Below are 26,430 nucleotides of genomic sequence, written 5' to 3' on the forward strand. Positions count from 1 at the left end.
CCGTGAGGCGGAGAAGGAGGTCCCGGCACCATGTGCCCCGACTCCGGCGTGCCCGCGCCACCTGATGACGCCGTCGTCGGCGACGCCCGCGAGGTGATGTCCTCCGGCGACATCGCCCGGGCCCTGCGCCGCATCGCTCACGAGCTGCTCGAGCACAACAAGGGCGCCGACGACCTCGTCCTCCTGGGGATCCCCTCCCGCGGCGTCGGCCTCGCCCGTCGGCTCGGGGCCCTCGTCGAGCAGATCGAGGGCACGACCGTCCCGACCGGCGCCCTCGACGTGACGATGTACCGCGACGACCTGCGCGGCCGCCCGACCCGTGCCCCTCACCCGACGACCATCCCCGAGAGCGGGATCGACGGCCGGACGGTCGTCCTCGTCGACGACGTCCTCTACTCCGGGCGGACGGTGCGCGCCGCGCTCGACGCACTCGCCGACTACGGCCGTCCCCGCGCCGTCCGGCTGGCCGTCCTCGTCGACCGCGGCCACCGCGAGCTGCCGATCCGCGCCGACCACGTCGGCAAGAACCTGCCGACGGCGCATGCCGAGCGGGTCCGGGTCCGCCTGACCGAGCACGACGACGTCGAGGACTCCGTCGCCATCACCGGGGGTGGGCGATGACCCGGCACCTGCTGTCGATCGCAGACCTCGACGACGCGGCGCTGCGTGCCGTCCTCGACACGGCGGCCGAGATGCACGAGGTCCAGCACCGCGAGGTGAAGAAGATCCCCACCCTGCGCGGTCGGACGATCATCAACCTCTTCTTCGAGGACAGCACCCGGACCCGCAGCAGCTTCGAGGTCGCCGGCAAGTGGATGAGCGCCGACACGATCAACATCACCGGCAAGGGCAGCTCGACGAGCAAGGGCGAGTCCCTGCGGGACACCGTGCGGACGATCGCCGCCATGGGCGTCGACGCGATCGTCATGCGTCACTCGGCATCGGGGGCTGCCCACCAGGTCGCCCGGTGGTTCGACGAGACGGGCACCCGGGTCAGCGTCGTCAACGCCGGCGACGGGCTGCACGAGCACCCGACCCAGGCCCTCCTGGACGCGTACACCCTCGAACGCCGGCTCGGCTCACTCGAGGGCCGGCACGTCGCGATCGTCGGCGACGTGACGCACAGCCGCGTCTTCCGCAGCAACCTGCTGTCCCTGCCCCGACTCGGGGCCCGGGTCACCGTCGTCGCCCCGCCGACGCTCATGCCGAGCGGCTCGCGGGCCTGGGCGCAGCGGGATGGGTTCACCCTCAGCCACGACCTCGACGACGTGCTCGCCGAGGGGGTCGACGCCCTGATGATGCTCCGGGTCCAGAAGGAGCGGATGACCGGCGGCTTCTTCCCGACCCCGCGCGAGTACACCGTCGGCTACGGCCTCACCCGCGGCCGTCTCGAGGTCCTGAGCACTCACCGGCCGGACGCGGTCATCCTCCACCCCGGCCCGATGAACCGCGGGCTCGAGATCGCCGCGGACGCCGCCGACGCCGCGAGCTCGCTCGTCCTCGACCAGGTGAGCTCGGGGGTCGCGGTCCGGATGAGCGTCCTGTACCACCTGCTCGCCTCGGCGGAAGGAGCCGCTGCATGACCCGCCTGCTCATCACCGGGGCCACGCTCGCGGACGGTACCGGGGCCGACGTCCTCGTCGAGGACGGGACGATCCGCGAGGTCGGCACCGTCTCCGCCCCCGCCGGCCTGGGCGACGACGAGCGGGTCGCCGCCGACGGACTCGTCCTCCTCCCCGGGTTCGTCGACCTCCACACCCACCTGCGCGAGCCCGGACGGGAGGACGCCGAGACCGTACGCACCGGGACCCGCGCCGCCGCCGCCGGTGGCTTCACCGCGGTCCACGCGATGGCGAACACGAACCCCGTCACCGACACCGCGGAGGCGGCCGAGCGAATCCTCGACCTCGGGGTCGCGGCCGGGTACGCCGACGTCCGACCGGTCGGCGCGGTGACGAAGGGTCTGGACTCCGCCGAGCTCGCCGAGCTCGGGCTCATGCACCGCAGCCGGGCCCGGGTCACCGTGTTCTCCGACGACGGCCGGTGCGTCCACGACTCCCGGGTCATGCGGCGTGCTCTCGAGTACGTCCGGGCCTTCGGCGGCGTCGTCTCGCAGCACGCGCAGGACCCGGCGCTCGCCGGGCCGGAGGCGTGCTGCCACGAGGGCGAGCTGTCCGGCCGGCTGGGCCTGCCGGGCTGGCCCAGCGCCGCGGAGAGCACGATCGTCGCCCGTGACGCCGAGCTCGCGCGGCACACCGGCAGCCGGGTCCACGTCGCCCACGTCACGAGCGCCGAGGGGCTCGACGCCGTGCGCTGGGCCAAGCGCCGGGGGATCGACATCACGTGCGAGGTGACGCCCCATCACCTCCTGCTGACGACCGACCTGCTCACCGGCTACGACCCCGTGTACAAGGTCAACCCGCCGCTGCGACCGACCGAGGACGTCGAGGCGCTGCGCGAGGGACTCGCGGACGGCACGATCGACACGGTCGCGACCGACCACGCGCCGCACGCGCCGCACGACAAGGAGCACGCCTTCGTCGACGCCGCGTTCGGGATGCTCGGGCTGGAGACCGCCTTCGCCGTCGTCCACGACGTCATGGTCGCCACCGGCCGGATGTCGATGGCCGACCTGGCCCGGGTCATGGCCACCACCCCGGCGCACATCGGACGGGTCGCGGACCACGGTCGCCCGGTCGCCCCCGGCGAGCCGGCGAACCTCGTCCTCGTCGACCCGGCCGCGACCATCACCGTCGACGCCGGCGCGTCGGCCTCGCTCTCCCGCAACAACCCGTACGACGGGCGCACCCTCTCGGGTGCCGTCCGCACCACCTTCCTGCGGGGCCGTGCCACGGCCCAGGACGGAGTCCCCACCGGTGACTGACACCCAGCACCCGCCCCTGCCGACCGACGAGCTCCCGCCCGTCGCGGTCCTCGTCCTCGAGGACGGCCGCACCTTCGCGGGTCGTCCCTTCGGGGCCGTCGGCGAGACGATCGGCGAGGTCGTCTTCTCGACCGGCATGACCGGCTACCAGGAGACGCTCACCGACCCGAGCTACCACCGCCAGGTCGTCGTCATGACCGCGCCGCACATCGGCAACACGGGCTGGAACGACGAGGACGACGAGTCGAGCCGGATCTGGGCCAGCGGCCTGGTGCTGCGCGACCCCGCGATCCGCCCCAGCAGCTGGCGCTCCACCGGCACCCTCGAGGACGCCCTGTCCGCCCAGGGGATCATCGGGATCAGCGGCATCGACACGCGGGCGCTGACGCGCCACCTGCGCGAGCGCGGGACGATGCGCGCCGGCGTCTTCTCCGGCGACGCGGCCCGTCGTCCGGCGTCCGAGCTGCTCGAGGCCGTCCGTTCCGCCCCGACGATGGCCGGGTCGGAGCTCGCCTCGCAGGTGAGCACGAGCCAGGCGTACGTCGTCCCGGCCGAGGGGGAGCGGCGCTTCACCGTCGCCGCGATCGACCTCGGGATCAAGACGATGACGCCCCGCCGCATGGCGGAGCGCGGCATCGAGGTCCACGTCCTGCCGGCCACGGCGACCGCGGAGGACGTCCGCGCCGTACCGTCCGCGACGGGCGGCCAGGGCCCCGACGGGGTCTTCATGTCGAACGGTCCGGGCGACCCGGCGACCGCGCCGCAGGCCGAGCTGCTGCGCGAGCTGCTCGCGGACGGGACGCCGTACTTCGGCATCTGCTTCGGCAACCAGATCCTCGGCCGGGCCCTCGGCTTCGGCACCTACAAGCTCCGCTACGGCCACCGCGGGATCAACCAGCCCGTGAAGGACCTGACGACCGGGAAGGTCGAGATCACGGCCCAGAACCACGGGTTCGCCGTCGACGCGCCGTTGGGGGAGACGGTCACCGCCCCCGCCGACGCGCAGCACGGCACCTCCTTCGGCCGGGTGCGCGTCAGCCACGTCGGCCTCAACGACGACGTCGTCGAGGGCATCGAGTGCCTCGACATCCCGGCGTTCTCCGTCCAGTACCACCCCGAGGCCGCGGCCGGCCCGCACGACGCCGCCTACCTCTTCGACCGGTTCGTCGAGCTCCTGCAGCGCCGCCGCACCGCCCACGCCGACACGACCGACCAGCACGGGGAGAACGCCTGATGCCCAAGCGCACCGACATCTCGAGCGTCCTCGTCATCGGGTCCGGCCCGATCGTCATCGGCCAGGCCTGCGAGTTCGACTACTCCGGCACCCAGGCCTGCCGCGTGCTGCGCGAGGAGGGCGTGCGCGTCGTCCTCGTCAACAGCAACCCGGCGACGATCATGACCGACCCCGAGTTCGCCGACGCGACGTACGTCGAGCCGATCACCCCCGAGGTCGTCGAGAAGATCATCGAGAAGGAGCGCCCGGACGCAGTCCTCGCGACGCTCGGCGGCCAGACGGCGCTCAACACCGCGATCGCCCTCCACGAGAACGGCGTGCTCGAGAAGTACGGCTGCCCGCTCATCGGCGCGAACGTCGAGGCCATCCAGCTCGGCGAGGACCGCGAGCGCTTCAAGGGCGTCGTCGAGCGGTGCGGTGCCGAGTCGGCCCGCTCGCGGATCTGCCACTCGATGGACGACTGCCTCGAGGCGGCCGCCGACCTGGGCTACCCGGTCGTCGTCCGGCCGAGCTTCACCATGGGCGGTCTGGGCTCCGGGTTCGCGCACGACGAGGCGGACCTGCGGCGCATCGCCGGTGCCGGGCTGCAGTACAGCCCGACGACCGAGGTGCTGCTCGAGGAGTCGATCCTCGGGTGGAAGGAGTACGAGCTCGAGGTGATGCGCGACAACGCCGACAACGTCGTCGTCGTGTGCTCCATCGAGAACCTCGACCCGATGGGGGTCCACACGGGCGACTCGATCACCGTCGCACCGGCTCTGACCCTCACCGACCGCGAGTACCAGCGGATGCGCGACGTCGGGATCGCCGTCATCCGCGAGGTCGGCGTCGAGACCGGCGGGTGCAACATCCAGTTCGCGATCAACCCCGCCGACGGCCGGATGATCGTCATCGAGATGAACCCCCGCGTCTCGCGTAGCTCCGCGCTCGCCTCGAAGGCCACCGGGTTCCCCATCGCGAAGATCGCCGCGAAGATGGCGATCGGCTACACCCTCGACGAGGTCCCGAACGACATCACGAAGGAGACGCCGGCGAGCTTCGAGCCGACGCTCGACTACGTCGTCGTCAAGGTGCCCCGCTTCGCGTTCGAGAAGTTCCCCGCGGCCGACCCCGGTCTGACGACGACGATGAAGTCCGTCGGCGAGGCGATGAGCCTGGGGCGCAACTTCACCGAGGCCCTGCAGAAGGCGCTCCGCTCCGCCGAGCGCGCGGGCAGCTCGTTCCACTGGGAGGGCCCGACGCCGACGCCGGAGGAGGCCCGCGCGCTCCTGGCCACCGCGGTCATGCCGACCGACGGGCGGATCGTCACCCTCCAGCAGGCGATGCGGGGCGGGATCACCGTCGAGCAGGCCCACGAGGCGACGGGGATCGACCCGTGGTTCCTCGACCAGATGGCCCTGATCAACGAGCTCGCCGACGAGATCGCCGCCGCCCCCGAGCTGTCGGTGGAGCTGCTCCGCCTGGCCAAGCGGCACGGCTTCTCCGATGCCCAGCTCGCTCAGCTGCGGACGATGCCGGAGGCTGTCGTCCGGGGCGTGCGGCACGCGCTGGGCGTGCGACCGGTCTACAAGACGGTCGACACCTGCGCCGCGGAGTTCGCCGCCCGCACCCCGTACCACTACAGCACCTACGACGAGGAGAGCGAGGTCGCGCCGCGGGAGACCCCGGCCGTCATCATCCTCGGCTCCGGCCCGAACCGGATCGGTCAGGGCGTCGAGTTCGACTACTCGTGCGTGCACGCGAGCTTCGCCCTGCGCGAGGCCGGCTACGACACGGTCATGGTCAACTGCAACCCGGAGACGGTCTCGACCGACTACGACACGAGCAGCCGGCTCTACTTCGAGCCGCTGACGCTCGAGGACGTCCTCGAGGTCGTCCACGCCGAGACCCAGGCCGGGCCGGTCGCGGGGGTCGTCGTCCAGCTCGGCGGGCAGACGCCGCTCGGGCTCGCGCAGGCACTCAAGGATGCGGGTGTCCCCGTCGTGGGCACCTCGCCGGAGGCGATCGACCTCGCCGAGGACCGTGGCCACTTCGGTCGGGTCCTGGCCGAGGCGGGTCTCAACGCGCCCAAGCACGGCACGGCCTTCAGCGCCGCCGAGGCGATCGAGATCGCCCGTGAGATCGGGTACCCCGTGCTCGTCCGGCCCTCGTACGTCCTCGGTGGGCGGGGCATGGAGATCGTCTACGACGACGAGCGCCTCTCGGAGTACGTCACCCGTGCGACCGTCGCCTCGCCGGAGCACCCCGTCCTCGTCGACCGCTTCCTCGACGACGCGATCGAGATCGACGTCGACGCGCTGTTCGACGGCGAGGAGATGTACCTCGGCGGGATCATGGAGCACATCGAGGAGGCTGGGATCCACTCCGGCGACAGCAGCTGCACACTGCCTCCGGCGACCCTCGGGGCCGGGGAGCTCGAGCGCGTGCGGGAGGCGACCCGTCGCCTCGCGGAGGGCATCGGCGTGCGCGGCCTGATGAACGTCCAGTACGCCCTGGCCCAGGACGTCCTCTACGTCCTGGAGGCCAACCCCCGGGCGTCGCGGACCGTGCCCTTCGTGGCGAAGGCGACGGGAGTCCCGATCGCCAAGGCCGCGGCCCGGATCATGCTCGGGGCGACCATCGCCCAGCTGCGCGAGGAGGGCATGCTGCCCACGGGCGTCGACGGCGGCGCGCTCCCGGCGCACGCCCCGATGTCGGTCAAGGAAGCCGTGCTGCCGTTCAAGCGGTTCCGGACGAAGGAGGGCGAGGTCGTCGACTCCCTCCTCGGCCCGGAGATGCGCTCGACGGGCGAGGTCATGGGCATCGACACCGACTTCGGCTCCGCGTTCGCCAAGAGCCAGCTCGGCTCCGTCAGCGGGCTGCCGACGAGCGGCACGGTCTTCGTCTCGGTCGCCAACCGGGACAAGCGCGCCATGCTCTTCCCGATCAAGCGGCTGGCCGACCTCGGGTTCGCCATCGTCGCGACCGAGGGGACGGCAGCCGTCCTGCGGCGCAACGGGATCGAGTGCGAGGTCGTCGGCAAGCACAGCGCGCGCGGCGAGGGAGAAGCGAGCATCATCGACCGGATCCTCGCCGGCGAGATCGACCTCGTGTTCAACACCCCGTCCGGTCAGGACGCCAGGGCCGATGGGTACGCGATCCGTGCGGCGATCACCTCGATGGACAAGCCGATCGTCACGACGGTCCAGCAGCTCGGGGCCGCGGTGCAGGGCATCGAGGCGCGCCTGCACGGTGAGCTGCGGGTCAAGCCCCTCCAGGAGCACGCCCGAGATCTCGACCTGTACGGGTCGCGCTCGTGACCGGACGGGCGTACGACGCGGCCTTCGACGCGGTCCTCTCCCGGCTCGACCCGGAGCGGATCCATCGGGCGGCGTCCACCACGTGGCGGGGCCTGACCCGCGTCCCCGGGGTGAGCGACCTCGCCCGGCGGGCGGTCGTGCCGACGTCCGTCCCCACCCGCCCCGTCCTGGGCAAGGAGATCGCGCCGCTCGGCCTCGCCGCGGGGTTCGACAAGAACGGCGAGGGGATCGACGCCCTCGCGGCCCTGGGCTTCGGGGCGGTCGAGATCGGCACGGTCACCGGTCGCCCGCAGCCGGGCAACCCCCGACCGCGGCTGTTCCGGCTGCCGGCCGACCGGGCGATCGTCAACCGGATGGGGTTCAACAACGACGGGTCCGCGGCGGTCGCCGAGCGCCTCGCCCGGCGCGCCGACCGTGAGCACGCCGACGTCCTCCTGGGGATCAACATCGGCAAGACGAAGGCGGTGCGGGTCGAGGACGCCGTCGAGGACCACCGGCTGAGCACCCGCCGGCTCGCCCGGTTCGCCGACTACCTCGTCGTCAACGTCAGCTCGCCGAACACCCCGGGCCTGCGCGACCTCCAAGCGGTGGAGCCGCTCCGGCCGATCCTCGCCGGGGTGCGTGACGAGGCGGCGGACGCGACGGGCCGGGAGGTGCCGATCCTCGTGAAGATCGCTCCCGACCTGGCCGACGACGACATCGCGGCCGTGGCCGGCCTCGTCCGCGAGCTGGGCCTGGCGGGGGTCGTGGCCACCAACACGACGATCACCCGGGACGGCCTGCGGACGGACGCACGCGAGGTCGAGGCGCTCGGCGCCGGCGGGCTCTCCGGGCCGGTCCTGCGGACCCGCGCCGTGGAGGTCCTGCGCCTCCTGCGCACCGAGCTCGACCGGGATCGCACCGTGATCAGCGTCGGGGGCGTCGACTCCGCCGCGGACGTGGAGCACCGGCTCTCCCTCGGCGCCGATCTCGTGCAGGCGTACACGGCCTTCGTCTACGAGGGGCCCCAGTGGCCCGGTCGGGTCCTCGCCGACCTCGCGGCGGGGGAGCGGTCGTGACCGCGCCGTTCGGTGCGCGCCTCGCCGGGGCGATGGCCGAGCACGGTCCGCTGTGCGTCGGGATCGACCCCCACCGGGGCCTGCTCGAAGCGTGGGGCCTGCCGTACGACCTGTCGGGCCTCGAGCGCTTCGCCCGGACCTGCGTCGAGGCCTTCGCCGGGCGGGTTGCCGCGGTGAAGCCGCAGTCGGCCTTCTTCGAGGTCTTCGGCGCTCGCGGGATCGCGGTCCTGGAGTCGGTCGTCACCGACCTCGTCCAGGCCGGCACGCTCGTCGTCCTCGACGTCAAGCGCGGGGACATCGGATCGACGATGACGGCGTACGCCGAGGCCTTCCTCGCGCCGGACGCGCAGTGCGCGCCGGACGCGATCACCCTGTCGCCGTACCTGGGGTACGAGTCGTTGCGCCCGGCGCTCGACCTCGCCGCGGCCACCGGGCGGGGCGTCTTCGCGCTCGCGCTCACCTCGAACCCGGAAGGGCGCAGCGTCCAGCACGCGGTCCTCGACGGCCGGAGCGTCGCGGCATCGATCGCCGCGGGCGCCGCCGGCGACAACGCGGCCGCCCGCAGCCGAGGCGAGCTCGGCAGCGTCGGGCTCGTCGTCGGTGCGACGGTCGGGGCGGCCGTCCACGACCTGGGCATCGACCTGGCGGCCGTCGGGGGGCCGATCCTCGCACCGGGCTTCGGAGCGCAGGGCGGTCACCCCGAGACCGCCCGCGCGGTCTTCGGGGACGCCCTGCCGTCCGTGCTCGCCTCGTCCTCCCGGGAGGTCCTCCGGCACGGCCCCGACGTCGGGGCGCTCGCCAGGGCCGTCACCGCCCACGCGGACGAGCTCGCTGCGGCGTTCGGGGTGGCATGAGCAAGGTCACGTCACCGCTGCATTCTCACCCTCAGGGGTGGGGCGGATCTAGCATGGTCGTCACCCTCCCGCCCCTCGACCTGCAGGAACTCCACATGGCACTCCCCACCCTCACCCCTGAGCAGCGCACTGCAGCCCTGGCGAAGGCAGCCCGCGCGCGCCGGGAGCGCGCCGAGGTCCAGCACCGCCTCAAGCACGGCGGGGCCTCGATCGCGGACGTCATCGCCGAGCGCACGAGGAACCAGGCCGTGGGGAAGATGCGGGTCACCGCACTCCTTCGGGCCATGCCGGGGGTCGGTCCGGCCCGCGCCCGTCAGATCATGGAGGAGATCGGCATCGCGCAGTCCCGGCGGGTCGGCGGGCTGGGGACGAACCAGGTGGCCGAGCTCGTTCGACGGTTCGAGGGCGGATGAGCGAACCCGAACGTCCGGGCCGGCTCGTCGTCGTGGCCGGGCCCACCGCGGTCGGCAAGGGCACCGTCGCCGCGTACATCCGGGAGCACCACCCGCAGGTGTGGCTCTCGGTCTCGGCGACGACCCGTCCGCCCCGCCCCGGAGAGATCGACGGCGTCCACTACTTCTTCGTCGACGATGCCGAGTTCGACCGGATGGTCGACGACGGCGAGCTCCTCGAACACGCCGTGGTCCACGGCCGCGCCAGCTACGGCACGCCGCGGGCGCCGGTCGAGGCCGCGATCGCGGCGGGCCGGTTGCCCCTGCTCGAGATCGACCTGCAGGGCGCGCGGCAGGTTCGCGAGACCGCGCCGGACGCTCTCTTCGTCTTCCTCGCCCCACCGAGCTGGGACGAGCTCGTCGACCGGCTCGTCGGGCGGGGCACCGAGACGGAGGAGGAACGGGCCGCCCGGCTCGAGACCGCGAAGGTGGAGCTGGCCGCCCAGCGGGAGTTCGACGTGACGATCGTCAACGACGACGTCGAGCGTGCCGCGGCCGAGCTCGTATCATTGATGGAATCGCAGGCGCGCTGACGCGCGTCGCACCCCGTCCAAGTACCCCCGATCGCCCCCACCGGGCGAGGATCGAGAAGCCCGTGTCCGGCACCCAGGCCAACCCCATCGGCATCACCAACCCGCCGATCGACGACCTCCTGACGAAGGCGGACAGCAAGTACGCCCTCGTCATCTACTCGGCCAAGCGCGCGCGGCAGATCAACGCCTACTACGGCCAGCTCCAGGAGGGTCTGCTCGAGCACGTCGGTCCCCTCGTCGAGTCCGAGCAGCACGACAAGCCGCTCTCGATCGCCCTGCGCGAGATCGATCAGGACCTGCTCACCTGCGAGCCGACGCAGGCCTGAGCCAGCCGTCGAGGAGGGGCGGGATGCGCGTCGTCCTGGGTGTCAGCGGCGGGATCGCCGCGTACAAGGCGGCGTTGCTGCTGCGCCTGTTCACCGAGTCGGGTGACGACGTCACCGTCGTGCCCACCGAGGCCGCGCTGCGGTTCGTCGGCGCCCCGACGTGGGAGGCCTTGTCCGGGTCGCCCGTGCAGACGGGTGTGTTCGAGCGGGTGGACGAGGTCGTCCACGTCCGGCTCGGCCAGGAGGCCGACCTCGTCGTCGTCGCCCCCGCCACCGCCGACCTGCTCGCCCGCGCCGCGCACGGTCAGGCGGACGACCTGCTGACGACGACCCTCCTGGTCGCGCGGTGCCCCGTCGTGCTCGCACCCGCGATGCACACCGAGATGTGGGAGCACCCGGCGACGGTCGCGAACGTCGCCACCCTTCGCTCCCGGGGCATCCACGTCATCGAGCCCGCGAGCGGTCGCCTGACCGGCACCGACACCGGCCCCGGCCGGCTGCCGGAGCCGCAGGACATCCACGCCGCGGCCCTCGCCGTCGTGGGCCACCTCCCCGCCGAGGGTGCGGCCGCAGGAACGTCGCCGGAGCAGGACCTGCGCGACGTCCGGGTCCTGGTCACCCTCGGCGGGACACGCGAACCGATCGACCCGGTCCGCTTCCTCGGCAACCGCAGCTCGGGCAAGCAGGGCGTCGCGATCGTCGAGGAGGCCCTCTCCCGAGGGGCGAGCGTGACCGCCGTCGTCGGCTCGACCGAGGTCCCGCTGCCCGCCGGCTGCACGGTCGTCGACGCCCCGACCGCGCTCGACATGGACGCCGCCGTCCGCGCCCACGAGGACGACGCCGACGTCGTCGTCATGGCCGCCGCCGTCGCCGACTTCCGGCCACGCACGGTCGCGGCCGCGAAGATCAAGAAGCGCTTCGGCGAGGGCGAGCCCGAGGCCCCGACGATCGAGCTCGTCCGCAACCCCGACGTCCTCGCCGGCCTCGTGGATCGGCGGGGGTCGGCGGACGCGCCGCTCGTCGTCGGGTTCGCGGCGGAGACCGGGGATGCCGCCGGTGGGGTCCTCGACCACGCCCGGGCGAAGCTGGCCCGGAAGGGCTGCGACGTGCTCGTCGTCAACGAGGTCGGTCCGGACAAGACCTTCGGTCGCGACGAGACGGTCGTGCACGTCCTGCGGCGGGGCACGGAGGACGCGGTCGAGATCGCGGGGTCCAAGCGCGAGGTGGCGCGCCGGATGTGGGACGTCCTGCGGTCCCTCGCGCCCCGTCGCTAGACTACGAAGAACGCCGCGGCGACGCGGTTCGCAGACCTGCCGGGGGCGTCCTGCCCCGGCTCACGCCAACGACAAGGAGTCCCGGAGTGTCCGGTCGCCTGTTCACGTCCGAGTCCGTCACCGAGGGCCACCCCGACAAGATCTGTGACCAGATCTCGGACTCGATCCTCGACGCCATGCTCGAGCAGGACCCGAAGAGCCGGGTCGCCGTCGAGACGATGGTCACGACGGGCCTCGTGCACATCGCCGGCGAGGTGACGACCCAGTCCTACGTCGAGATCCCGCGCCTCGTCCGTGAGGTCGTCGCCGGGCACGTCGGCTACGACTCGTCGGACAAGGGCTTCGACGGTCGGTCCTGCGGCGTCTCCATCTCGATCGGCCAGCAGTCGCCCGACATCGCGCAGGGCGTCGACACGGCCTTCGAGAGCCGGACCGGTGGCGTCGACCCCAAGGACAAGCAGGGCGCGGGCGACCAGGGCCTGATGTTCGGGTACGCGTGCCAGGACACGCCGGAGCTCATGCCGCTGCCGATCTACCTCGCGCACCGGCTCTCCGAGCGGCTGACGGCGGTCCGCAAGGACGGCACGCTGGCCTACCTCCGCCCGGACGGAAAGACGCAGGTCACCATCGAGTACGACGGGCACACCGCTGTCAGGCTCGACACGGTCGTGCTGTCCACGCAGCACTCCGAGGAGGTCGACTCGGGCGACGAGCTCGGATCCGCGATCCGCGAGCACGTCATCGGCCCGGTCATCGACGAGTTCCACGCCTCGGGCGGCTCGATCGACGTGTCCGACTACCGCACGCTCATCAACCCGACCGGCAAGTTCGTCATCGGCGGCCCGATGGGCGACGCCGGTCTCACGGGCCGGAAGATCATCGTCGACACCTACGGCGGCATGGCCCGCCACGGTGGCGGCGCCTTCTCGGGCAAGGACCCGTCGAAGGTCGACCGCTCGGCCGCGTACGCGATGCGCTGGGTCGCCAAGAACGTCGTCGCCGCCGACCTCGCCGAGCGCTGCGAGGTCCAGGTCGCGTACGCGATCGGCAAGGCGCAGCCGGTGGGCCTCTACGTCGAGACCTTCGGCACCGAGAAGGCCCCCGTGGACAAGATCCAGGCGGCCGTCGACTCCGTCTTCGACCTTCGGCCGCTGGCGATCGTCGAGGACCTCGACCTGCTCCGCCCGATCTACGCCCCGACCGCCGCCTACGGCCACTTCGGCCGCCGGATGGACGTCAAGGGCCAGAAGGGCTTCACCTGGGAGGAGACCAACCGCGTCGAGGAGCTCCAGCGCGCGGTCCGCGGCTGACCCGGCTGCACGGTCGTCCCGGAGGCGCCGATCCCCTCGAGGGGTCGGCGCTTCCGGCGTCCGCGGGGGCTGTCGGTCGACCGGGGTAGTTTCGCCGGCGTGACGACGACACCGGCCGGCCCCGTCGCCGCGGTGCTCGTGGACACGGGGCTGGCGCACCTGGACCGGTCGTTCGAGTACGCGATCCCCGCTGAGCTCGACGACCAGGTCGTCCCCGGGTGCCGCGTCGCGGTGCGCTTCGCCGGGCGCGACCGACCCGGGTACGTCGTGGAACGCCGTGCCGTACCCGAGCACGGAGGCCGTCTGACGCCGATCCGCGCGGTGCGCTCGCCCGAGGCCGTCCTCACCACGGCGATCCTCGCGGTCGCCACGGAGATCGCGGGCCGGTACGCCGGCACGGTCGGAGACGTCCTGCGGCTGGCCGTCCCGCCCCGGCACGCCCGCGCCGAGGCGGCGCTCGACGCGAAGGGCGACCCCCCGACTGCACCGGCTCCGGCGCCCGCCACCGCCGACGCCGCCGACGCGGTGTGGGCCGCCTACCCGGCCGGGGCGGCGCTCCTGGCGCACCTGCGGTCCGGCGGTTCCCCGGGCGCCTCGTGGGCGGTCGCTCCGGTCGCCGGCCCCGCGGGCAGCTGGCCGGCCGGGCTCGCGGCCGCCGTCGCTGCGACCTCCGCCTCGGGACGGGGAAGCATCGTCGTCGTTCCCGACGCCCGGGACGTGCGCCGGGTCTCCGCGGCGATCGAGGAGCGCCTCGGCCCAGACGCCCACGTCGTCCTCACCGCCGACCAGGGACCCCAGGCCCGGTACACCGCGTGGCTGAAGGTGCTGCGGGGTCACGTGCGGGTCGCCGTCGGAGCGCGGGCCGCGGCGTTCGCGCCGGTCGCCGATCTCGGACTCGTCGCGTGGTGGGACGACGGCGACGACCTGCACGCCGAGCCACGTGCGCCCTACCCGCACGTCCGGGAGGTCCTGCTCGCCCGCGCCCGGGCGGAGGGCGCGGCGGTCCTGGCGGCCGGGTTCACGGTGACGACGGACGTCGCCCGCCTCGTGCACTCCGGTGTGCTGCGCCCGGTCGACCACCCGGACGGCCGGGGGAGTGCGGCGCCCGTGCGCGTCGCGGGTGAGGGTCACGACGCCGAACGGGACGGACCGGCGGCGCGGGCGCACCTCCCCGGGGCCGCCTGGCGCGCGGCCAAGGAGGCGATCTCCCGCGGGCCCGTCCTCGTCCAGGTGCCCCGCCGCGGCTACGTCCCGTCCGTCGCGTGCGCCGCCTGCCGCGTGCCCGCGCGGTGCGCCCGCTGCGGCGGACCGCTGGCGATCCCCGCCCCCGGCGCCGTGCCCGCCTGCCGGTGGTGCGCGCAGGCCGCCCCCGGCCACCGGTGCACCGCCTGCGGGGCGGATGCGCTGCGGGCCACCGTCGTCGGCGCCCGTCGGACGGCCGAGGAGCTCGGGCGGGCCTTCCCCGGCGTCCCGGTGATCACCTCGGGGGCGGGCGAGGTGCGGGCGACGGTCCCGGACGAGCCAGCGCTCGTCATCGCGACCCCGGGCGCCGAACCCGTGGCCGACGGCGGGTACGCGGCGACGCTCCTGCTCGACGCGTGGGCGCTCCTCGATCGTCCCGACCTGCGGGCCGCCGAGGAGGCCCTCCGGCGATGGACCGCGGCGCAGGCCCTGACGCGCGGCCGGGAGGCGGGCGGTCAGGTCGTCCTCTGCGGCGCGCCGACGCACGTGACGCTTCCGGCGGTCGAGGCGCTCGTCCGGGTCGCCCCCCGTTGGTTCGCCGAACGGGAGCTCGCCGAGCGGGCCGAGCTCGGCCTGACGCCGGCGGCGTGGGGAGCCGTCGTCACCGGCCCGGACGACGCCCTCGCCCGGCACGCGGCGATGCTCACCCAGGGGCTCGACCCCGCAGCAGGTGTCACCGTCCTCGGACCGCTGCCGGGTGACCCGGCCCGGCTCCTGCTGCAGGCGCCGTGGTCCGCGGCTCCTGTGATGGTCGACCGGCTGGCTGCGATCCGCCGCCGGGAGGCGGCGGACAAGGTGGCCCATCCGGTGCGGGTCGTCGTCGAGCCACCGTCGGGGACGGCCTGAGCGCGGGGCCGACGGGCGCGGACGGCCTAGACTCCGGCCGATGCGTCTCCTGTTCGCGGGCACCCCAGAGGTCGCCGTCCCCAGCCTCCGCGCCCTCCTCGACTCCCGGCACGAGGTCGTCGCCGTCCTCACCCGCCCCGACGCCCGCGCCGGGCGGGGCCGGAGCCTGCGCCCCTCGCCCGTCGCCGAGGTCGCCCGCGAGGTCGGGCTGCCCGTCCTCGCCCCGGCGAGCGGCCGCGACCCGGCCCTCGTCGCCGACGTCGCAGCGCTCGACGTGGACTGCGCGCCCGTCGTCGCGTATGGGCAGCTGCTGCCCCGCGACCTCCTCGACGTGCCCACCCACGGGTGGATCAACCTGCACTTCTCCCTCCTGCCCGCCTGGCGGGGCGCCGCGCCGGTCCAGCGCGCGATCATCGCCGGGGACGAGATGGGGGGAGCGAGCACCTTCGTCATCGAGGAGGGCCTCGACACCGGGCCCGTCCTCGGCGTGATGACGGAGGCGATCGGCCCCCGGGACACCGCGGGCGACCTCCTGGGACGACTGGCGGTGGCCGGAGCGCCGCTGCTCGTCCGGACGCTCGACGCGATCGAGAACGGGACCGTCCAGGCCCGGCCGCAGCCCGCCGACGGGGTCTCGTACGCGGCCAAGGTGGAGGCCGACGACGCCCGCGTCGACTGGCGCCTCCCGGCCGTCGCGATCGACCGTCTCATCCGGGGGTGCACCCCGGTGCCCGGGGGATGGTCGACCTTCCGTGGTGAGCGGATCAGGCTCGGACCCGTGGAGCCGACGCTCGACGGGCTGCCCGACGGCACCCCGCTCGCACCCGGTGAGATCGTCGCGGGGAAGAACGCCGTCCACGTCGGGACGGGGACGGCCCCCGTCCGGCTCGGGCTCGTCCGGGCGCACGGGAAGAAGGAGATGGACGCGGCCGCCTGGGCGCGGGGCGTGCGCGTCGACGCGGGCGAACGCATGGGGGAGGACGCGTGAACGACCGTTCCCGTGGACCCCGCCGACCCGCCCGCAGCCGCACCGCGCCCGCCCACCGCCGCCGACGCGGCGACCCGGCGCGGCGCGCCGCGTACGACCTGCTGCGCGCCGTCGACGAGGGCGCGTACGCCAACCTCGAGCTCCCGCAGCTGCTGCGTCGCCACCGCCTGAGCGGGCGCGACGCCGCCTTCGCCACCGAGCTCGCGTACGGCACCCTGCGCATGCGGGGGCTCTACGACGCCGTCGTCGAGATCGCCGCGGGTCGCCCGACCGGCCGCATCGACCCGCCCGTCCTCGACGTCCTGCGCCTGGGCGTCCACCAGGTTCTCGGGATGCGCGTACCGATCCACGCCGCCGCCGACGAGACCGTGGCGCTGGCTCGGGAGGTCACGGGCGTGGGGGCGAGCGGGCTCGTGAACGCGGTCCTGCACCGCGTGGGTGAGCGGGACCGGGACGCCTGGGTGGCGGCCGTCGTCGGGGAGCGCGAGGGGTCGCCGCGGCTCGCCCTCGTCCAGTCCCATCCGACGTGGATCGTCACCGCGCTTCGCCAGGCGCTGCTGGGGCACGGCGCGGCGACCAAGGCGGACGCCGACGCGGTGCTCGAGTCGCTCCTGGCGGCCGACAACGACCCGGCCCGGGTCGACCTCGTGGCCCGCCCCGGCCTGGCGACCATCGCAGAGCTCGTCGCCGCAGGGGCGCAGCCGAGCACGCTGTCGCGGGTCGGTGCCGTCCTGCCGACGGGCGCGCCCGGTGAGATCGCCGCTGTGCGCGAGCGCCGGGCGGCCGTCCAGGACGTGGGCTCCCAGCTCCTCACGCTCGCGCTCGTCGACGTGCCGCTGGCCGAGGGCGTGCCCGAGGGGACGTGGCTCGACCTGTGCGCCGGGCCCGGCGGGAAGGCGGGTCTGCTCGGCGCGCTCGCGACCGAGCGCGGCGCGGACCTCGTCGCGAACGAGATCGCTCCTCACCGTGCGGACCTCGTCCGCTCGACGCTCGAGCCGCTCACGGCCCACGCCGCCGCCCGCGGCCGCCGGATCGAGGTCCGCACGGGCGACGGCCGGGAGTTCGGGGCGCAGGAGGCGGGCCGGTACTCCCGGGTCCTCGTCGATGCCCCGTGCACCGGCCTCGGGGCCTTGCGGCGGCGCCCCGAGGCGCGCTGGCGCCGGTCGCCCGACGACGTCGTCGCGCTCGCCCCGTTGCAGCGGGAGCTGCTGCGCAGCGCGCTCGACGCGGTCGTGCCCGGCGGGGTCGTGGCCTACGCCACGTGCAGCCCCCACCTGCAGGAGACGACCTTCGTGGTCCGGGACGTGCTCAAGCGCCGTGACGACGTCGAGCAGCTGGACGCCCGCGCGTTCCTGCGGGACGCAGCGGGCGAGCCGGTGGCCGCCACCGGAGCAGGGCCAGCGGCCCAGCTGTGGCCGCACGTCCATGGGACGGACGGCATGTTCGTCGCCCTCCTCCGGCGGCGCGCGTAGGGTCGGGGCGTGCGCGTCCTCCTCACGGCGATCCACGTCACCGACCCGGCCCGGGCCCACCGGTTCTACACGCAGGTCCTCGGCTTCGTCGACGTGCTCGTCGCGCCGGAGCACGAGCTGTACGTCGTCGGGCCGCCGGACGACCCGACCGGCGGGTGCCAGATCTCGCTCGAACCGCGCGACCGCCCCGAGATCCGCGCGGCCGCCGAGGAGGTGTACTCCCGCAAGAGCGCCGTCGTCATGCTCGCCGTGGACGACGCCGAGTCGGAGTACCACCGGCTCGGTCGGCTCGGGGTCACCTTCCACGAGCACCTGACGAAGGACCACCTGGGCCTGCACTTCGAGATCGACGACACCGTCGGGAACGTGCTCGCGATCCACACGGCCTGACGCGCCGCCCGGACGAGGACCTACCCTTGGCGCCCGTGCAGATCTCCCCGAGCATCCTCTCCGCCGACTTCGCCAACCTCGAGGCCGAGCTGCGGGCCATCGGCAACGCCGACTGGGCCCACGTCGACGTCATGGACGCCCACTTCGTGCCCAACCTCACGCTGGGCCTGCCCGTCGTCGAGTCCCTCGTCGCGGTGTCGCCGATCCCGATCGACTGCCACCTGATGATCGAGGACCCCGACCGCTGGGCCCCGCCGTACGCCGCGGCCGGCGCCCAGAGCGTCACCTTCCACGTCGAGGCCGCGGCCGACCCGCGGCGGCTGGCCCGGGACATCCGGGCCGCGGGCGCCCGGGCGACCATGGCCCTCAAGCCGGGTACCCCCTGGGCGCCGTACGAGGAGCTCCTGCCCGAGCTCGACATGGTCCTCGTCATGACGGTCGAGCCGGGGTTTGGCGGGCAGTCGTTCATGGCCGACCAGATGCCGAAGGTCGCCGCGGTCCGCGAGTCCGTCCGGCGCCACGGCGGACAGGTCTGGGTCCAGGTCGACGGCGGGGTCTCGGCCCGGACGATCGAGCAGTGCGCGCAGGCGGGCGCCGACGTCTTCGTCGCCGGGTCGGCCGTGTACGGCGCGGAGGACGCTGCCGCCGCGGTCGACGAGCTGCGCGCCCTCGCGACGGCGCACGCGCACTGAGGGCCGGCGCCCGTCCAGCCGGCGAACCCCGCCGACGACGTGCCCGCCCGCGGACGTACCCTCGGTGCCCGTGAAGACCTTCGACGAGCTGTTCGCCGAGCTGTCCGAGAAGGCCCGGACGCGGCCCGCCGGGTCCGGGACCGTGGCCGCCCTCGACGCGGGCACCCATGCGATCGGCAAGAAGGTCGTCGAGGAGGCGGCCGAGGTGTGGATGGCCGCCGAGCACGAGGGCCGCGAGCGCACCGCGGAGGAGATCAGCCAGCTGCTGTACCACCTCCAGGTCCTCATGATCGCCAACGACCTGGACCTCGCCGACGTCTACACCCACCTGTGAGGCCAGCCGTGCGCATCGCCGTCCCGAACAAGGGCTCCCTGTCCGAACCCGCCGTCGCCATGCTCAGGGAGTCGGGCTACCGCGTCCGCCGCGACAGCAAGGAGCTCGTCGTCACCGACGCCGACAACGGTGTCGAGTTCTTCTACCTCCGTCCGCGGGACGTCGCCGTCTACGTCGGCGCGGGCACGGTCGATGCCGGGGTCACCGGCCGCGACCTCCTCCTCGACTCCGGCAGCGACGCGATCGAGGCGCTCCCGCTCGGGTTCGGGCGCTCGACGTTCCGCTTCGCCGGGGTGCCCGGGGACGCCTCGGACGTCTCGGACCTCGCGGGGCGGCGCATCGCGACCTCCTACGCGGGACTGGTCCGAGCCCACCTGGCCGAGCACGGGGTCGAGGCCGAGGTCGTTCGCCTCGACGGCGCGGTCGAGACCGCGATCACCCTCGGCGTCGCGGACGTCATCGCCGACGTCGTCGAGACGGGCACGACGCTGCGCAACCAGGGCCTCACGGTCTTCGGCGACCCGATCCTGCGCAGCGAGGCCGTCCTCATCCGCGATCCCGCGTCGAGCGAGCAGGCGGCCATCGACGTCCTCGTCCGGCGCCTCACCGGCGTCGTCACTGCGCGCACCTACGTCATGCTCGACTACGACTGCCCGGCCGCGCTCGTGGACCGTGCGTGCGCGATCACGCCGGGGCTCGAGTCGCCCACCGTCTCCCCGCTGCAGAACCCCGACTGGGTCGCCGTGCGCGCGATGGTCCCGCGTCGGGGCACGAACGCGATCATGGACGAGCTGTACGAGCTCGGGGCCCGGGCGATCCTCGTCACCGACATCACTGCGTGCCGGCTGTGAGCCCCGGCAGCAGGCACCCGGGCCCGGGCCTGCACGAGATCGCGCCGGGGGAGGTGCCCGGCGTCGACGAGGCGCCCTTCGTGCCGCGCCGCGGACGGACGACGGCGATCATCGCCACCGTCGCGACGCTCGTCGTCTTCGGCGGCGTCGCCCTGCTCGTCCCGGGCCCTGAGGCCGGGGGCGCGTTCGGCCCCGCGGACCGTTTCGGGACCATCGTCATCGGTCTGATGATCGCGGCGTTCCTGCTGAGGTACGCGATGATCCGCGCGACCCCGACCGACAGAGGCCTCGTCGTGCGCAACCTGTTCCTCACGACGACGGTCCCTTGGGACCGGATCGAGCAGGTCCGCCTGCCCAGCGGTGCGCCGTGGCCGCGGCTCGACCTCGTCGACGGCGACGAGATCGCCGTCATGGGTGCGCAGCGCGCGGACGGGCAACGGGGTCGTGCCGAGGTGCGCCGGCTCGCGACGGTCGTGGCCAGCCGCACCGGCCGGATCCACGACGGGGACTGAGTCCTCAGGTCTGCAGGACCAGGTCCCCGGGGAGGGGGCCACGCAGCACCGCGTCCTCCTGGGCCGACCAGACGCGCGCCCACCGCGCGTACTCCGGGCCGTCCCGGTCGATCGCCCGCTGCAGCCGCGTCGCCTCGGGCGCCTCGAGCCAGACGACGACGGGGTCGAGGTCGCGGACGTGGCTGCTCGACCCGCACCCCTCGAGCAGGAGGAGGTCGGCCCCCGGCGGCGTCGTCCGAGGTGACCCGGGCGTGGACTGCTGCCAGTCCCACGTGCCGTGGCACCCCACGCCGGTCGACAGGAACGGGCGGACGAGCCGGGTCGAGACCTCCGACGCGGCTGCGGCGAGCCCGGTCCACCCGGGGTAGACGTCGTCCATCCGCACGAGCGCCACGGCCCGCCCCGTCGCGTCGAGGAGGTCCCGCAGGTCGTCGGCCAACGACGACTTCCCGGCGCCGCTGCGGCCGTCGACGAGGACGAGCTCCCGTGCCCGCGCCCGGAGTGCCACCCGGTCCACCACGGCGCAGAGTGCGCGCCGGCGTGCCGCCTCGTCTCCGGGAGGGGTCGTCATCCCGCGGATCGTAGGTCAGGCCCTACGATCCCGCCGTGACCTCCGCAGCCCAGCCGCCGGCCGACCCCGCCCCGAACCGGGTCGCGGTCCGGGTCATCCCCTGCCTCGACGTCGACGAGGGCCGGGTCGTCAAGGGCGTGAACTTCGCCGGCCTGCGCGACGCGGGGGACCCCGTCGAGCTGGCCCGACGGTACGGCCGCGAGGGCGCGGACGAGCTGACCTTTCTCGACGTCACCGCGAGCAGCGGCGAGCGTGCGACGACCTACGACGTCGTCGCGCGGACCGCCGAGGAGGTGTTCATCCCGCTCACCGTCGGCGGCGGGGTGCGCGAGGTGGCCGACGTCGACCGTCTGCTCCGGGCCGGCGCCGACAAGGTCGGCATCAACACCGGGGCGATCGCACGGCCCGAGGTGATCGACGAGATCGCCGCCCGGTTCGGCGCTCAGGTCCTCGTGCTGTCGGCCGACGTCCGCCGCCGGCGCGCGGCCGACGGTCGGGTCGACCCGGGCGGCGGCTTCGAGGTGACGACCCACGGCGGCCGGCGCGGGACCGGCATCGACGCGGTCCAGTGGTGCGCGGAGGCGGCCCGGCGCGGCGCGGGGGAGATCCTGCTCAACTCGATGGACGCCGACGGGACGAAGGCGGGATTCGACCTGGAGCTCATCCGGCTCGTGCGGGCCGCCGTCGACGTCCCGGTCATCGCCTCCGGCGGGGCGGGGGAGCTGGCGCACTTCGCGCCCGCCGTCGACGCGGGGGCGGACGCGGTGCTCGCCGCGAGCGTCTTCCACTTCGGTGAGCTGGCGATCCCCGGCGTCAAGGACGCGCTCGCCGCGGCCGGTCACCCCGTCCGTCGCGGGGTGTCGGCGGGCTGATTCCGGGCCCCTCGGGACCGCGGCCTCAGATCCCGAGGTCGGCGGTCCGCAGCGCCGCGATGTCGGCGGGACTGCCGTCGAGCTCGACGTCGGCCACGGACTGACGCCCGAAGGCGAAGAGGAGGAGCTCGCCGGGCGTGCCGTGGACGGTGACGCTCCGACCCCCCTTGCCGTCCTTCGCGGTGATCCTGCCGTGCCCCGAGTCGAGAATCATCCCGACCGGCGCCGAGCGGCCCAGGAGACGGCCCATCCGCCTGAGCGCGGCCCACAGCTGCTTCTGGCTCTGCTCGTCGACGGTCCGGCGGGTCGCCCCGGTCCCGGCCCGCAGCACGTCCTCGTGGTGGACCCACATCTCGACGAGGTTCATCGCGTCGTCGACGACGCGGAGACGGGCGGGGTGCCAGGTCGGCGGGCCGGTGCGCACCCGCTCGACGAGCGCCGGGAAGGGGGTCGTCGTCGCCAGGCGCCGTGTGGCCCGCTCGGTCCGGCCGGCGAGGGCGGGCACGACGATGCCGAGCATGTCGAGCGGTCGGGACTCCCGCACGACGAGATGCGCGGCCAGGTGGGCCGCGTCCCAGTCACCGGAGAGTGTCGGTGCGTCGCCCCCCACCCGGTCGAGGGTCTCGCACAGGGCGCGGCGTTCGGCGGCAGCGGTCGTCATGGGTCGAGCATGCCCCTGCGTGCGCGTCGGGGCAAAGTGTGAGACTGCGCGGTGCACGTCCGACCGACCCCATGCCGAGGAGCCCCCGTGGCCGAACGCCCCACCATCGCCGCGGGCGCGCGCATCATCGCCCGTGGTGTGCGGCACCGGCCGTGGCCCTTCGCCGTGTCCGTGCTCGGCAGCGTCGTCTACGGCGTCGCGACGGCGCTCATGGCGTGGGTCATCGGACGGGTCGTCGAGCACGAGGTGCAGCCGGCCGTCTCCGCGGGGTCCATCGGCGCCGCCGGGGTCGCCCGGATCGTCGGGACCGTCCTCGCCGTCGTCGTCGTGACCACCGTCGGCGTCCTCGCCCGGCGGATCGCGGGGTCGATGACGACCTTCGGGGTCGCTGCCGACTACCGACGCAAGGTCACCCGCCAGTACCAGCGGCTGCCGCTGTCATGGCACCACCGCCACCCCTCCGGCCAGCTGCTGTCGAACGCCAATGCCGACGTCGAGTCGACGTGGCAGATCTTCATGCCGCTGCCGATGGCCCTCGGGGTCGTCGTCATGCTCGTCACGGGCGTCGTCCAGATGTTCCTCGTCGACGCGACCATGGCCGCCATCGGGCTGGTCGTCTTCCCGGGGCTGCTCGCCGCGAACGCCGTCTTCCAGCGGTTCATGTCCCCCCGGGCGACCCTCGCCCAGGAGCGGCGCGCCGCCGTGAGCGAGGTGGCCCACGAGTCCTTCGAGGCCGGGATGGTCGTCAAGACGCTCGGGGCCGAGGACGAGGAGGGCGCGCGGTTCGGCCGCTCCGCGGACGCGCTGCGCGAGGCGAACATCGCCGTCGGTCGGACCCGCGGGATCTTCGACCCGGTCATCGAGGCCATCCCGACCGTCGGGACGCTCCTCGTGCTCGCCGTCGGCACCCAGCGCGTCGCGTCCGGGTCGATCGGCCCGGCGGAGGTCGTCCAGGTCGCCTACCTCGTGTCGGTGCTCGCCTTCCCCGTCCGGGCGCTCGGCTGGGTGCTGGGCGAGCTGCCGCGCTCGGTCGTCGGGTGGAACCGGGTCGCCGCCGTGCTCGACGCGACGGGGGAGATGACCTACGGCAGCGCCGTGCTTCCGGGTGAGGGACCGGTCGCGGTCCGCCTGACGGGGGTGAGCTTCCGCCACGTCGACACCGGTCGCGACGACCTCGGGACGGCACCCGAGCACGCCGCCGTGGTGCCGACGTCCGGCGGCACGTCGAGCGTGGGGGAGGACGGTGCGGACGGGGCGTCGGCGCCGACTCGCCGCGAGGCCCTGACCGACGTCACCCTCGACGTGCCGGCCGGGACGACCCTCGCCGTCGTCGGGCCCACCGGCGCGGGGAAGTCGACCCTGGCGACGCTGGTCGTCCGGCTCATGGACCCGACCGCCGGCGAGGTCGCGTGGGACGGCGTCGACGTGCGTGCCCTCGAACGGGGGGTGACCTCGTCGGTGGGTGCCCTCGTGCCGCAGCAGGCGTTCCTCTTCGACGACACCGTCCGCGAGAACGTCACGCTCGGTGAGGACGTGTCCGACGACGCCGTCCTGGCGGCGCTCCGGCTCGCCCGGGCGGACGGCTTCGTCGCCGCCCTGCCCGCCGGCCTCGACACGGTCGTCGGCGAGAAGGGTGCGACCCTCTCCGGGGGCCAGCGGCAGCGCATCGCCCTCGCCCGCGCGCTCGTCCGGAAGCCGCGGCTGCTCGTCCTCGACGACGCGACGAGCGCGATCGACCCCGCCGTCGAGCAGGAGATCCTCCGCGGGCTCGCCGCCGACACCCACCGGTCGACGGTCGTGCTCGTCGCCTACCGGATGGCGACGATCGCGCTCGCCGACGAGATCGTCTACCTCGAGGAGGGTCGGGTGCGCGACCGAGGGACCCACGTCGAGCTCATGGCCCGCTGCGCGGGCTACCGGGACCTCGTCACCGCCTACGCACGAGCAGCGCAGGAGGCCCGATGAGCGCCACGCCCGCCACGCACGACCTCCCCGAGGGGGCGCGCCCCGCGCCGCAGCGGTCGACCCTCGACATCCTCCGCCGGGGTCTGGCGCTCTCGCCCGAGCTGCGCCACGGCCTGCCCGTGACCCTCCTGCTCGCCGCCGTGATGACGGTCGGTCGGGTCGTCATCCCCGTCGCCGTCCAGCAGACGACCGACCGTGGCCTGGCCGGGGCCGGGGGACCCGACCCGGCGTTCGTGTGGCGGATGATCCTCGTCGCCGGGCTCGTCGTCGCCATCACCGGCCTGTGCGCGTACCTCGTCAACGTCCGGCTCTTCACGGCCTCGGAGTCGGGGCTGTCCACGCTGCGCCGGAAGGCCTTCCGGCACGTCCACGACCTCTCGGTCCTCACCCAGGACTCCCAGCGGCGCGGGTCGATGGTCTCCCGGGTGACCTCGGACGTCGACACGATCAGCCAGTTCGTCCAGTTCGGCGGGATCATCCTCATCGTCAGCCTCGGGCAGATCCTCGTCTCGACGGTCCTCATGCTCGTCTACAGCCCCACCCTCACCGCGGTGGTCTGGGTGTGCTTCGTCCCGCTCGCGCTCGTCGTCCGCCGGATGCAGGTCCGGCTGGGGTCGGCCTACACGGCCGTCCGGGAGCGGGTGGGGGACATGCTCGGGGCCATCGGGGAGTCGGTCCTCGGCGCGAGCACGATCCGGGCCCACGGTGTGGAGGAGCGGACGGCCCGGCGCATCGACGCCGCCGTCGAGGAGCACCGCCGCGCCGCGGTCTCCGCGCACGTCCGCTCGTCGGTCGCCTTCAGCTCCGGCCAGCTCGTCACGGGTGCGACGCTCGCGCTCGTGCTCGGCGTCGGCACGTGGCTCGCCGCGAACGGTCGGATGACCCTCGGCGAGCTGCTCGCCTTCCTCTTCCTCGTCAACCTCTTCACGATGCCCGTGCAGCAGGCGACGGAGATCCTCAACGAGCTGCAGAACGCCGTCGCCGGGTGGCGACGGGTGATCGAGATCATCGACACCCCCGCCGACGTCGCCGACCCCGGGCCGGCCGGCCGGGAGCTCGCGCGCGGCCCGGTGGACGTGCGCCTGGAACGGGTCCGCTTCGCCTACCCGGGCGGTCCCGACGTCATCCACGACGTCGACCTGACGATCCCGGCGCGGCACAGCATCGCCATCGTCGGTGAGACGGGCTCGGGCAAGAGCACGATCGCCAAGCTCGTCACCCGGCTCATGGACCCGACGCAGGGGCGGGTGCTGCTCGACGGGGTCGACCTGCGCGACATCCGGTTCTCCTCGCTGCGCGAACGGGTCGTCCTCGTCCCCCAGGAGGGCTTCCTCCTCGACGTAACCCTCGCCGCGAACGTCCGGCTCGGGACACCCGAGGCGTCCGACGCGCAGATCCGCGCGACGGTCGACGACCTGGGCCTGGGGGACTGGCTCGCGAGCCTCCCGGCGGGCCTGGCGACCCGGGTCGGCCCCCGGGGCGAGGCGCTCTCGGCGGGGGAGCGCCAGCTCGTCGCCATCGTCCGCGCCGCCGTCGCGGACCCCGACCTCCTCGTCCTCGACGAGGCGACCTCGGCGGTCGACCCCGGGACCGAGCTGCGGATCGCTCGCGCCCTGCGCTCCCTGACCCGCGGGCGCACCTCGATCGCCATCGCCCACCGGCTGTCGACGGCGGAGGCGGCCGACACCGTCGTCGTCATGGACGGGGGCGTCGTGGTCGAGCAGGGCCCGCACGCCGACCTCGTCGGGCGCGGGGGTCGCTACTCGGCGCTGCACGCGTCGTGGGCGTCCCAGCAGCGCCACACCTGAGC

Annotated in this window: 25 protein-coding genes; 23 read left to right on the forward strand and 2 right to left on the reverse strand. The window is 74.1% G+C overall.

What is annotated here, in order from left to right:
- Positions 1–30 precede the first annotated feature (30 nt).
- From pyrR to DAA34_RS08460, 20 genes are all read left to right on the forward strand, one after another.
- Positions 31–621, forward strand: a complete 591-nt coding sequence (pyrR, locus tag DAA34_RS08365) for a bifunctional pyr operon transcriptional regulator/uracil phosphoribosyltransferase PyrR (RefSeq protein ID WP_106818439.1) — start codon at positions 31–33, stop codon at positions 619–621.
- On the forward strand, positions 618–1,583 hold the full coding sequence (locus DAA34_RS08370; RefSeq protein WP_106818441.1) for an aspartate carbamoyltransferase catalytic subunit: 966 nt from the start codon (positions 618–620) through the stop codon (positions 1,581–1,583). The genes pyrR and DAA34_RS08370 overlap by 4 nt, the downstream gene beginning before the upstream one ends.
- Complete coding sequence (locus tag DAA34_RS08375; RefSeq protein ID WP_106818443.1) at positions 1,580–2,884, forward strand: dihydroorotase; 1,305 nt, start codon at positions 1,580–1,582, stop codon at positions 2,882–2,884. The genes DAA34_RS08370 and DAA34_RS08375 overlap by 4 nt, the downstream gene beginning before the upstream one ends.
- On the forward strand, positions 2,877–4,118 hold the full coding sequence (gene carA, locus DAA34_RS08380) for a glutamine-hydrolyzing carbamoyl-phosphate synthase small subunit (RefSeq protein ID WP_106818445.1): 1,242 nt from the start codon (positions 2,877–2,879) through the stop codon (positions 4,116–4,118). The genes DAA34_RS08375 and carA overlap by 8 nt, the downstream gene beginning before the upstream one ends.
- Positions 4,118–7,417, forward strand: coding sequence for a carbamoyl-phosphate synthase large subunit (gene carB, locus DAA34_RS08385; protein WP_106818447.1), 3,300 nt, complete (start codon positions 4,118–4,120; stop codon positions 7,415–7,417). The genes carA and carB overlap by 1 nt, the downstream gene beginning before the upstream one ends.
- The gene (locus DAA34_RS08390) at positions 7,414–8,475 is read left to right on the forward strand and encodes a quinone-dependent dihydroorotate dehydrogenase (protein ID WP_106818449.1); all 1,062 of its coding nucleotides are present in this window, start codon (positions 7,414–7,416) and stop codon (positions 8,473–8,475) included. The genes carB and DAA34_RS08390 overlap by 4 nt, the downstream gene beginning before the upstream one ends.
- The gene (pyrF, locus tag DAA34_RS08395; RefSeq protein WP_267894612.1) at positions 8,472–9,329 is read left to right on the forward strand and encodes an orotidine-5'-phosphate decarboxylase; all 858 of its coding nucleotides are present in this window, start codon (positions 8,472–8,474) and stop codon (positions 9,327–9,329) included. Before DAA34_RS08390 ends, pyrF begins: the two co-directional genes overlap by 4 nt.
- Before the next feature lie 95 nt (positions 9,330–9,424).
- Positions 9,425–9,742 (forward strand): integration host factor, actinobacterial type, encoded by a 318-nt coding sequence (mihF, locus tag DAA34_RS08400; RefSeq protein ID WP_106819987.1) that lies wholly within the window; start codon positions 9,425–9,427, stop codon positions 9,740–9,742.
- On the forward strand, positions 9,739–10,314 hold the full coding sequence (gene gmk, locus DAA34_RS08405; RefSeq protein WP_106818450.1) for a guanylate kinase: 576 nt from the start codon (positions 9,739–9,741) through the stop codon (positions 10,312–10,314). The genes mihF and gmk overlap by 4 nt, the downstream gene beginning before the upstream one ends.
- Before the next feature lie 62 nt (positions 10,315–10,376).
- Complete coding sequence (rpoZ, locus tag DAA34_RS08410; protein WP_106818452.1) at positions 10,377–10,640, forward strand: DNA-directed RNA polymerase subunit omega; 264 nt, start codon at positions 10,377–10,379, stop codon at positions 10,638–10,640.
- Between the two features lie 23 nt (positions 10,641–10,663).
- On the forward strand, positions 10,664–11,914 hold the full coding sequence (gene coaBC, locus DAA34_RS08415) for a bifunctional phosphopantothenoylcysteine decarboxylase/phosphopantothenate--cysteine ligase CoaBC (protein WP_106818454.1): 1,251 nt from the start codon (positions 10,664–10,666) through the stop codon (positions 11,912–11,914).
- Between the two features lie 86 nt (positions 11,915–12,000).
- Positions 12,001–13,224, forward strand: a complete 1,224-nt coding sequence (metK, locus tag DAA34_RS08420) for a methionine adenosyltransferase (RefSeq protein WP_106818456.1) — start codon at positions 12,001–12,003, stop codon at positions 13,222–13,224.
- Positions 13,225–13,323: 99 nt separating this feature from the next.
- A complete protein-coding gene (locus DAA34_RS08425) occupies positions 13,324–15,312 on the forward strand; it encodes a primosomal protein N' family DNA-binding protein (protein ID WP_106818458.1) in 1,989 nt (662 codons plus the stop codon).
- Between the two features lie 40 nt (positions 15,313–15,352).
- Positions 15,353–16,300, forward strand: a complete 948-nt coding sequence (gene fmt, locus DAA34_RS08430) for a methionyl-tRNA formyltransferase (RefSeq protein WP_106818460.1) — start codon at positions 15,353–15,355, stop codon at positions 16,298–16,300.
- Positions 16,297–17,772: an RsmB/NOP family class I SAM-dependent RNA methyltransferase gene (locus DAA34_RS08435; RefSeq protein WP_106818462.1), complete on the forward strand. Its 1,476-nt coding sequence runs from the start codon at positions 16,297–16,299 to the stop codon at positions 17,770–17,772. Before fmt ends, DAA34_RS08435 begins: the two co-directional genes overlap by 4 nt.
- 9 nt (positions 17,773–17,781) lie before the next feature.
- On the forward strand, positions 17,782–18,162 hold the full coding sequence (locus DAA34_RS08440) for a VOC family protein (RefSeq protein WP_106818464.1): 381 nt from the start codon (positions 17,782–17,784) through the stop codon (positions 18,160–18,162).
- 35 nt (positions 18,163–18,197) lie between these two features.
- Positions 18,198–18,854 (forward strand): ribulose-phosphate 3-epimerase, encoded by a 657-nt coding sequence (gene rpe / locus DAA34_RS08445; RefSeq protein WP_106818466.1) that lies wholly within the window; start codon positions 18,198–18,200, stop codon positions 18,852–18,854.
- Between the two features lie 70 nt (positions 18,855–18,924).
- Positions 18,925–19,188: a phosphoribosyl-ATP diphosphatase gene (locus tag DAA34_RS08450; RefSeq protein ID WP_106818468.1), complete on the forward strand. Its 264-nt coding sequence runs from the start codon at positions 18,925–18,927 to the stop codon at positions 19,186–19,188.
- A gap of 8 nt (positions 19,189–19,196) precedes the next feature.
- Positions 19,197–20,039, forward strand: coding sequence for an ATP phosphoribosyltransferase (hisG, locus tag DAA34_RS08455; RefSeq protein ID WP_106818470.1), 843 nt, complete (start codon positions 19,197–19,199; stop codon positions 20,037–20,039).
- Positions 20,036–20,551, forward strand: coding sequence for a PH domain-containing protein (locus tag DAA34_RS08460; RefSeq protein WP_234354173.1), 516 nt, complete (start codon positions 20,036–20,038; stop codon positions 20,549–20,551). Before hisG ends, DAA34_RS08460 begins: the two co-directional genes overlap by 4 nt.
- A gap of 4 nt (positions 20,552–20,555) precedes the next feature.
- On the opposite strand, the gene DAA34_RS08465 is transcribed toward DAA34_RS08460, so the two are convergent.
- Positions 20,556–21,122, reverse strand: a complete 567-nt coding sequence (locus DAA34_RS08465) for a nucleoside/nucleotide kinase family protein (RefSeq protein ID WP_106818472.1) — start codon at positions 21,120–21,122, stop codon at positions 20,556–20,558.
- Positions 21,123–21,157: 35 nt separating this feature from the next.
- On the opposite strand from DAA34_RS08465, the gene hisF reads away from it, so the two are divergent.
- Positions 21,158–21,994 carry an imidazole glycerol phosphate synthase subunit HisF gene (gene hisF / locus DAA34_RS08470; protein WP_106818474.1) on the forward strand — a complete coding sequence of 279 codons (837 nt, stop codon included), beginning with the start codon at positions 21,158–21,160 and terminating at the stop codon, positions 21,992–21,994.
- A gap of 25 nt (positions 21,995–22,019) precedes the next feature.
- Here hisF and DAA34_RS08475 read toward each other — a convergent pair whose 3' ends face one another.
- Positions 22,020–22,655: a TIGR03085 family metal-binding protein gene (locus tag DAA34_RS08475; RefSeq protein ID WP_106818476.1), complete on the reverse strand. Its 636-nt coding sequence runs from the start codon at positions 22,653–22,655 to the stop codon at positions 22,020–22,022.
- An 87-nt stretch (positions 22,656–22,742) separates the two neighbouring features.
- Here DAA34_RS08475 and DAA34_RS08480 point away from each other — a divergent pair, with 87 nt between their 5' ends.
- On the forward strand, positions 22,743–24,620 hold the full coding sequence (locus DAA34_RS08480) for an ABC transporter ATP-binding protein (protein ID WP_234354174.1): 1,878 nt from the start codon (positions 22,743–22,745) through the stop codon (positions 24,618–24,620).
- Positions 24,617–26,428, forward strand: a complete 1,812-nt coding sequence (locus DAA34_RS08485) for an ABC transporter ATP-binding protein (protein ID WP_106818478.1) — start codon at positions 24,617–24,619, stop codon at positions 26,426–26,428. The genes DAA34_RS08480 and DAA34_RS08485 overlap by 4 nt, the downstream gene beginning before the upstream one ends.
- The last annotated feature ends 2 nt before the right edge of the window (positions 26,429–26,430 follow it).

Source organism: Janibacter massiliensis (assembly GCF_900289115.1).
In the GTDB taxonomy this organism is placed as follows: domain Bacteria; phylum Actinomycetota; class Actinomycetes; order Actinomycetales; family Dermatophilaceae; genus Janibacter_A; species Janibacter_A massiliensis.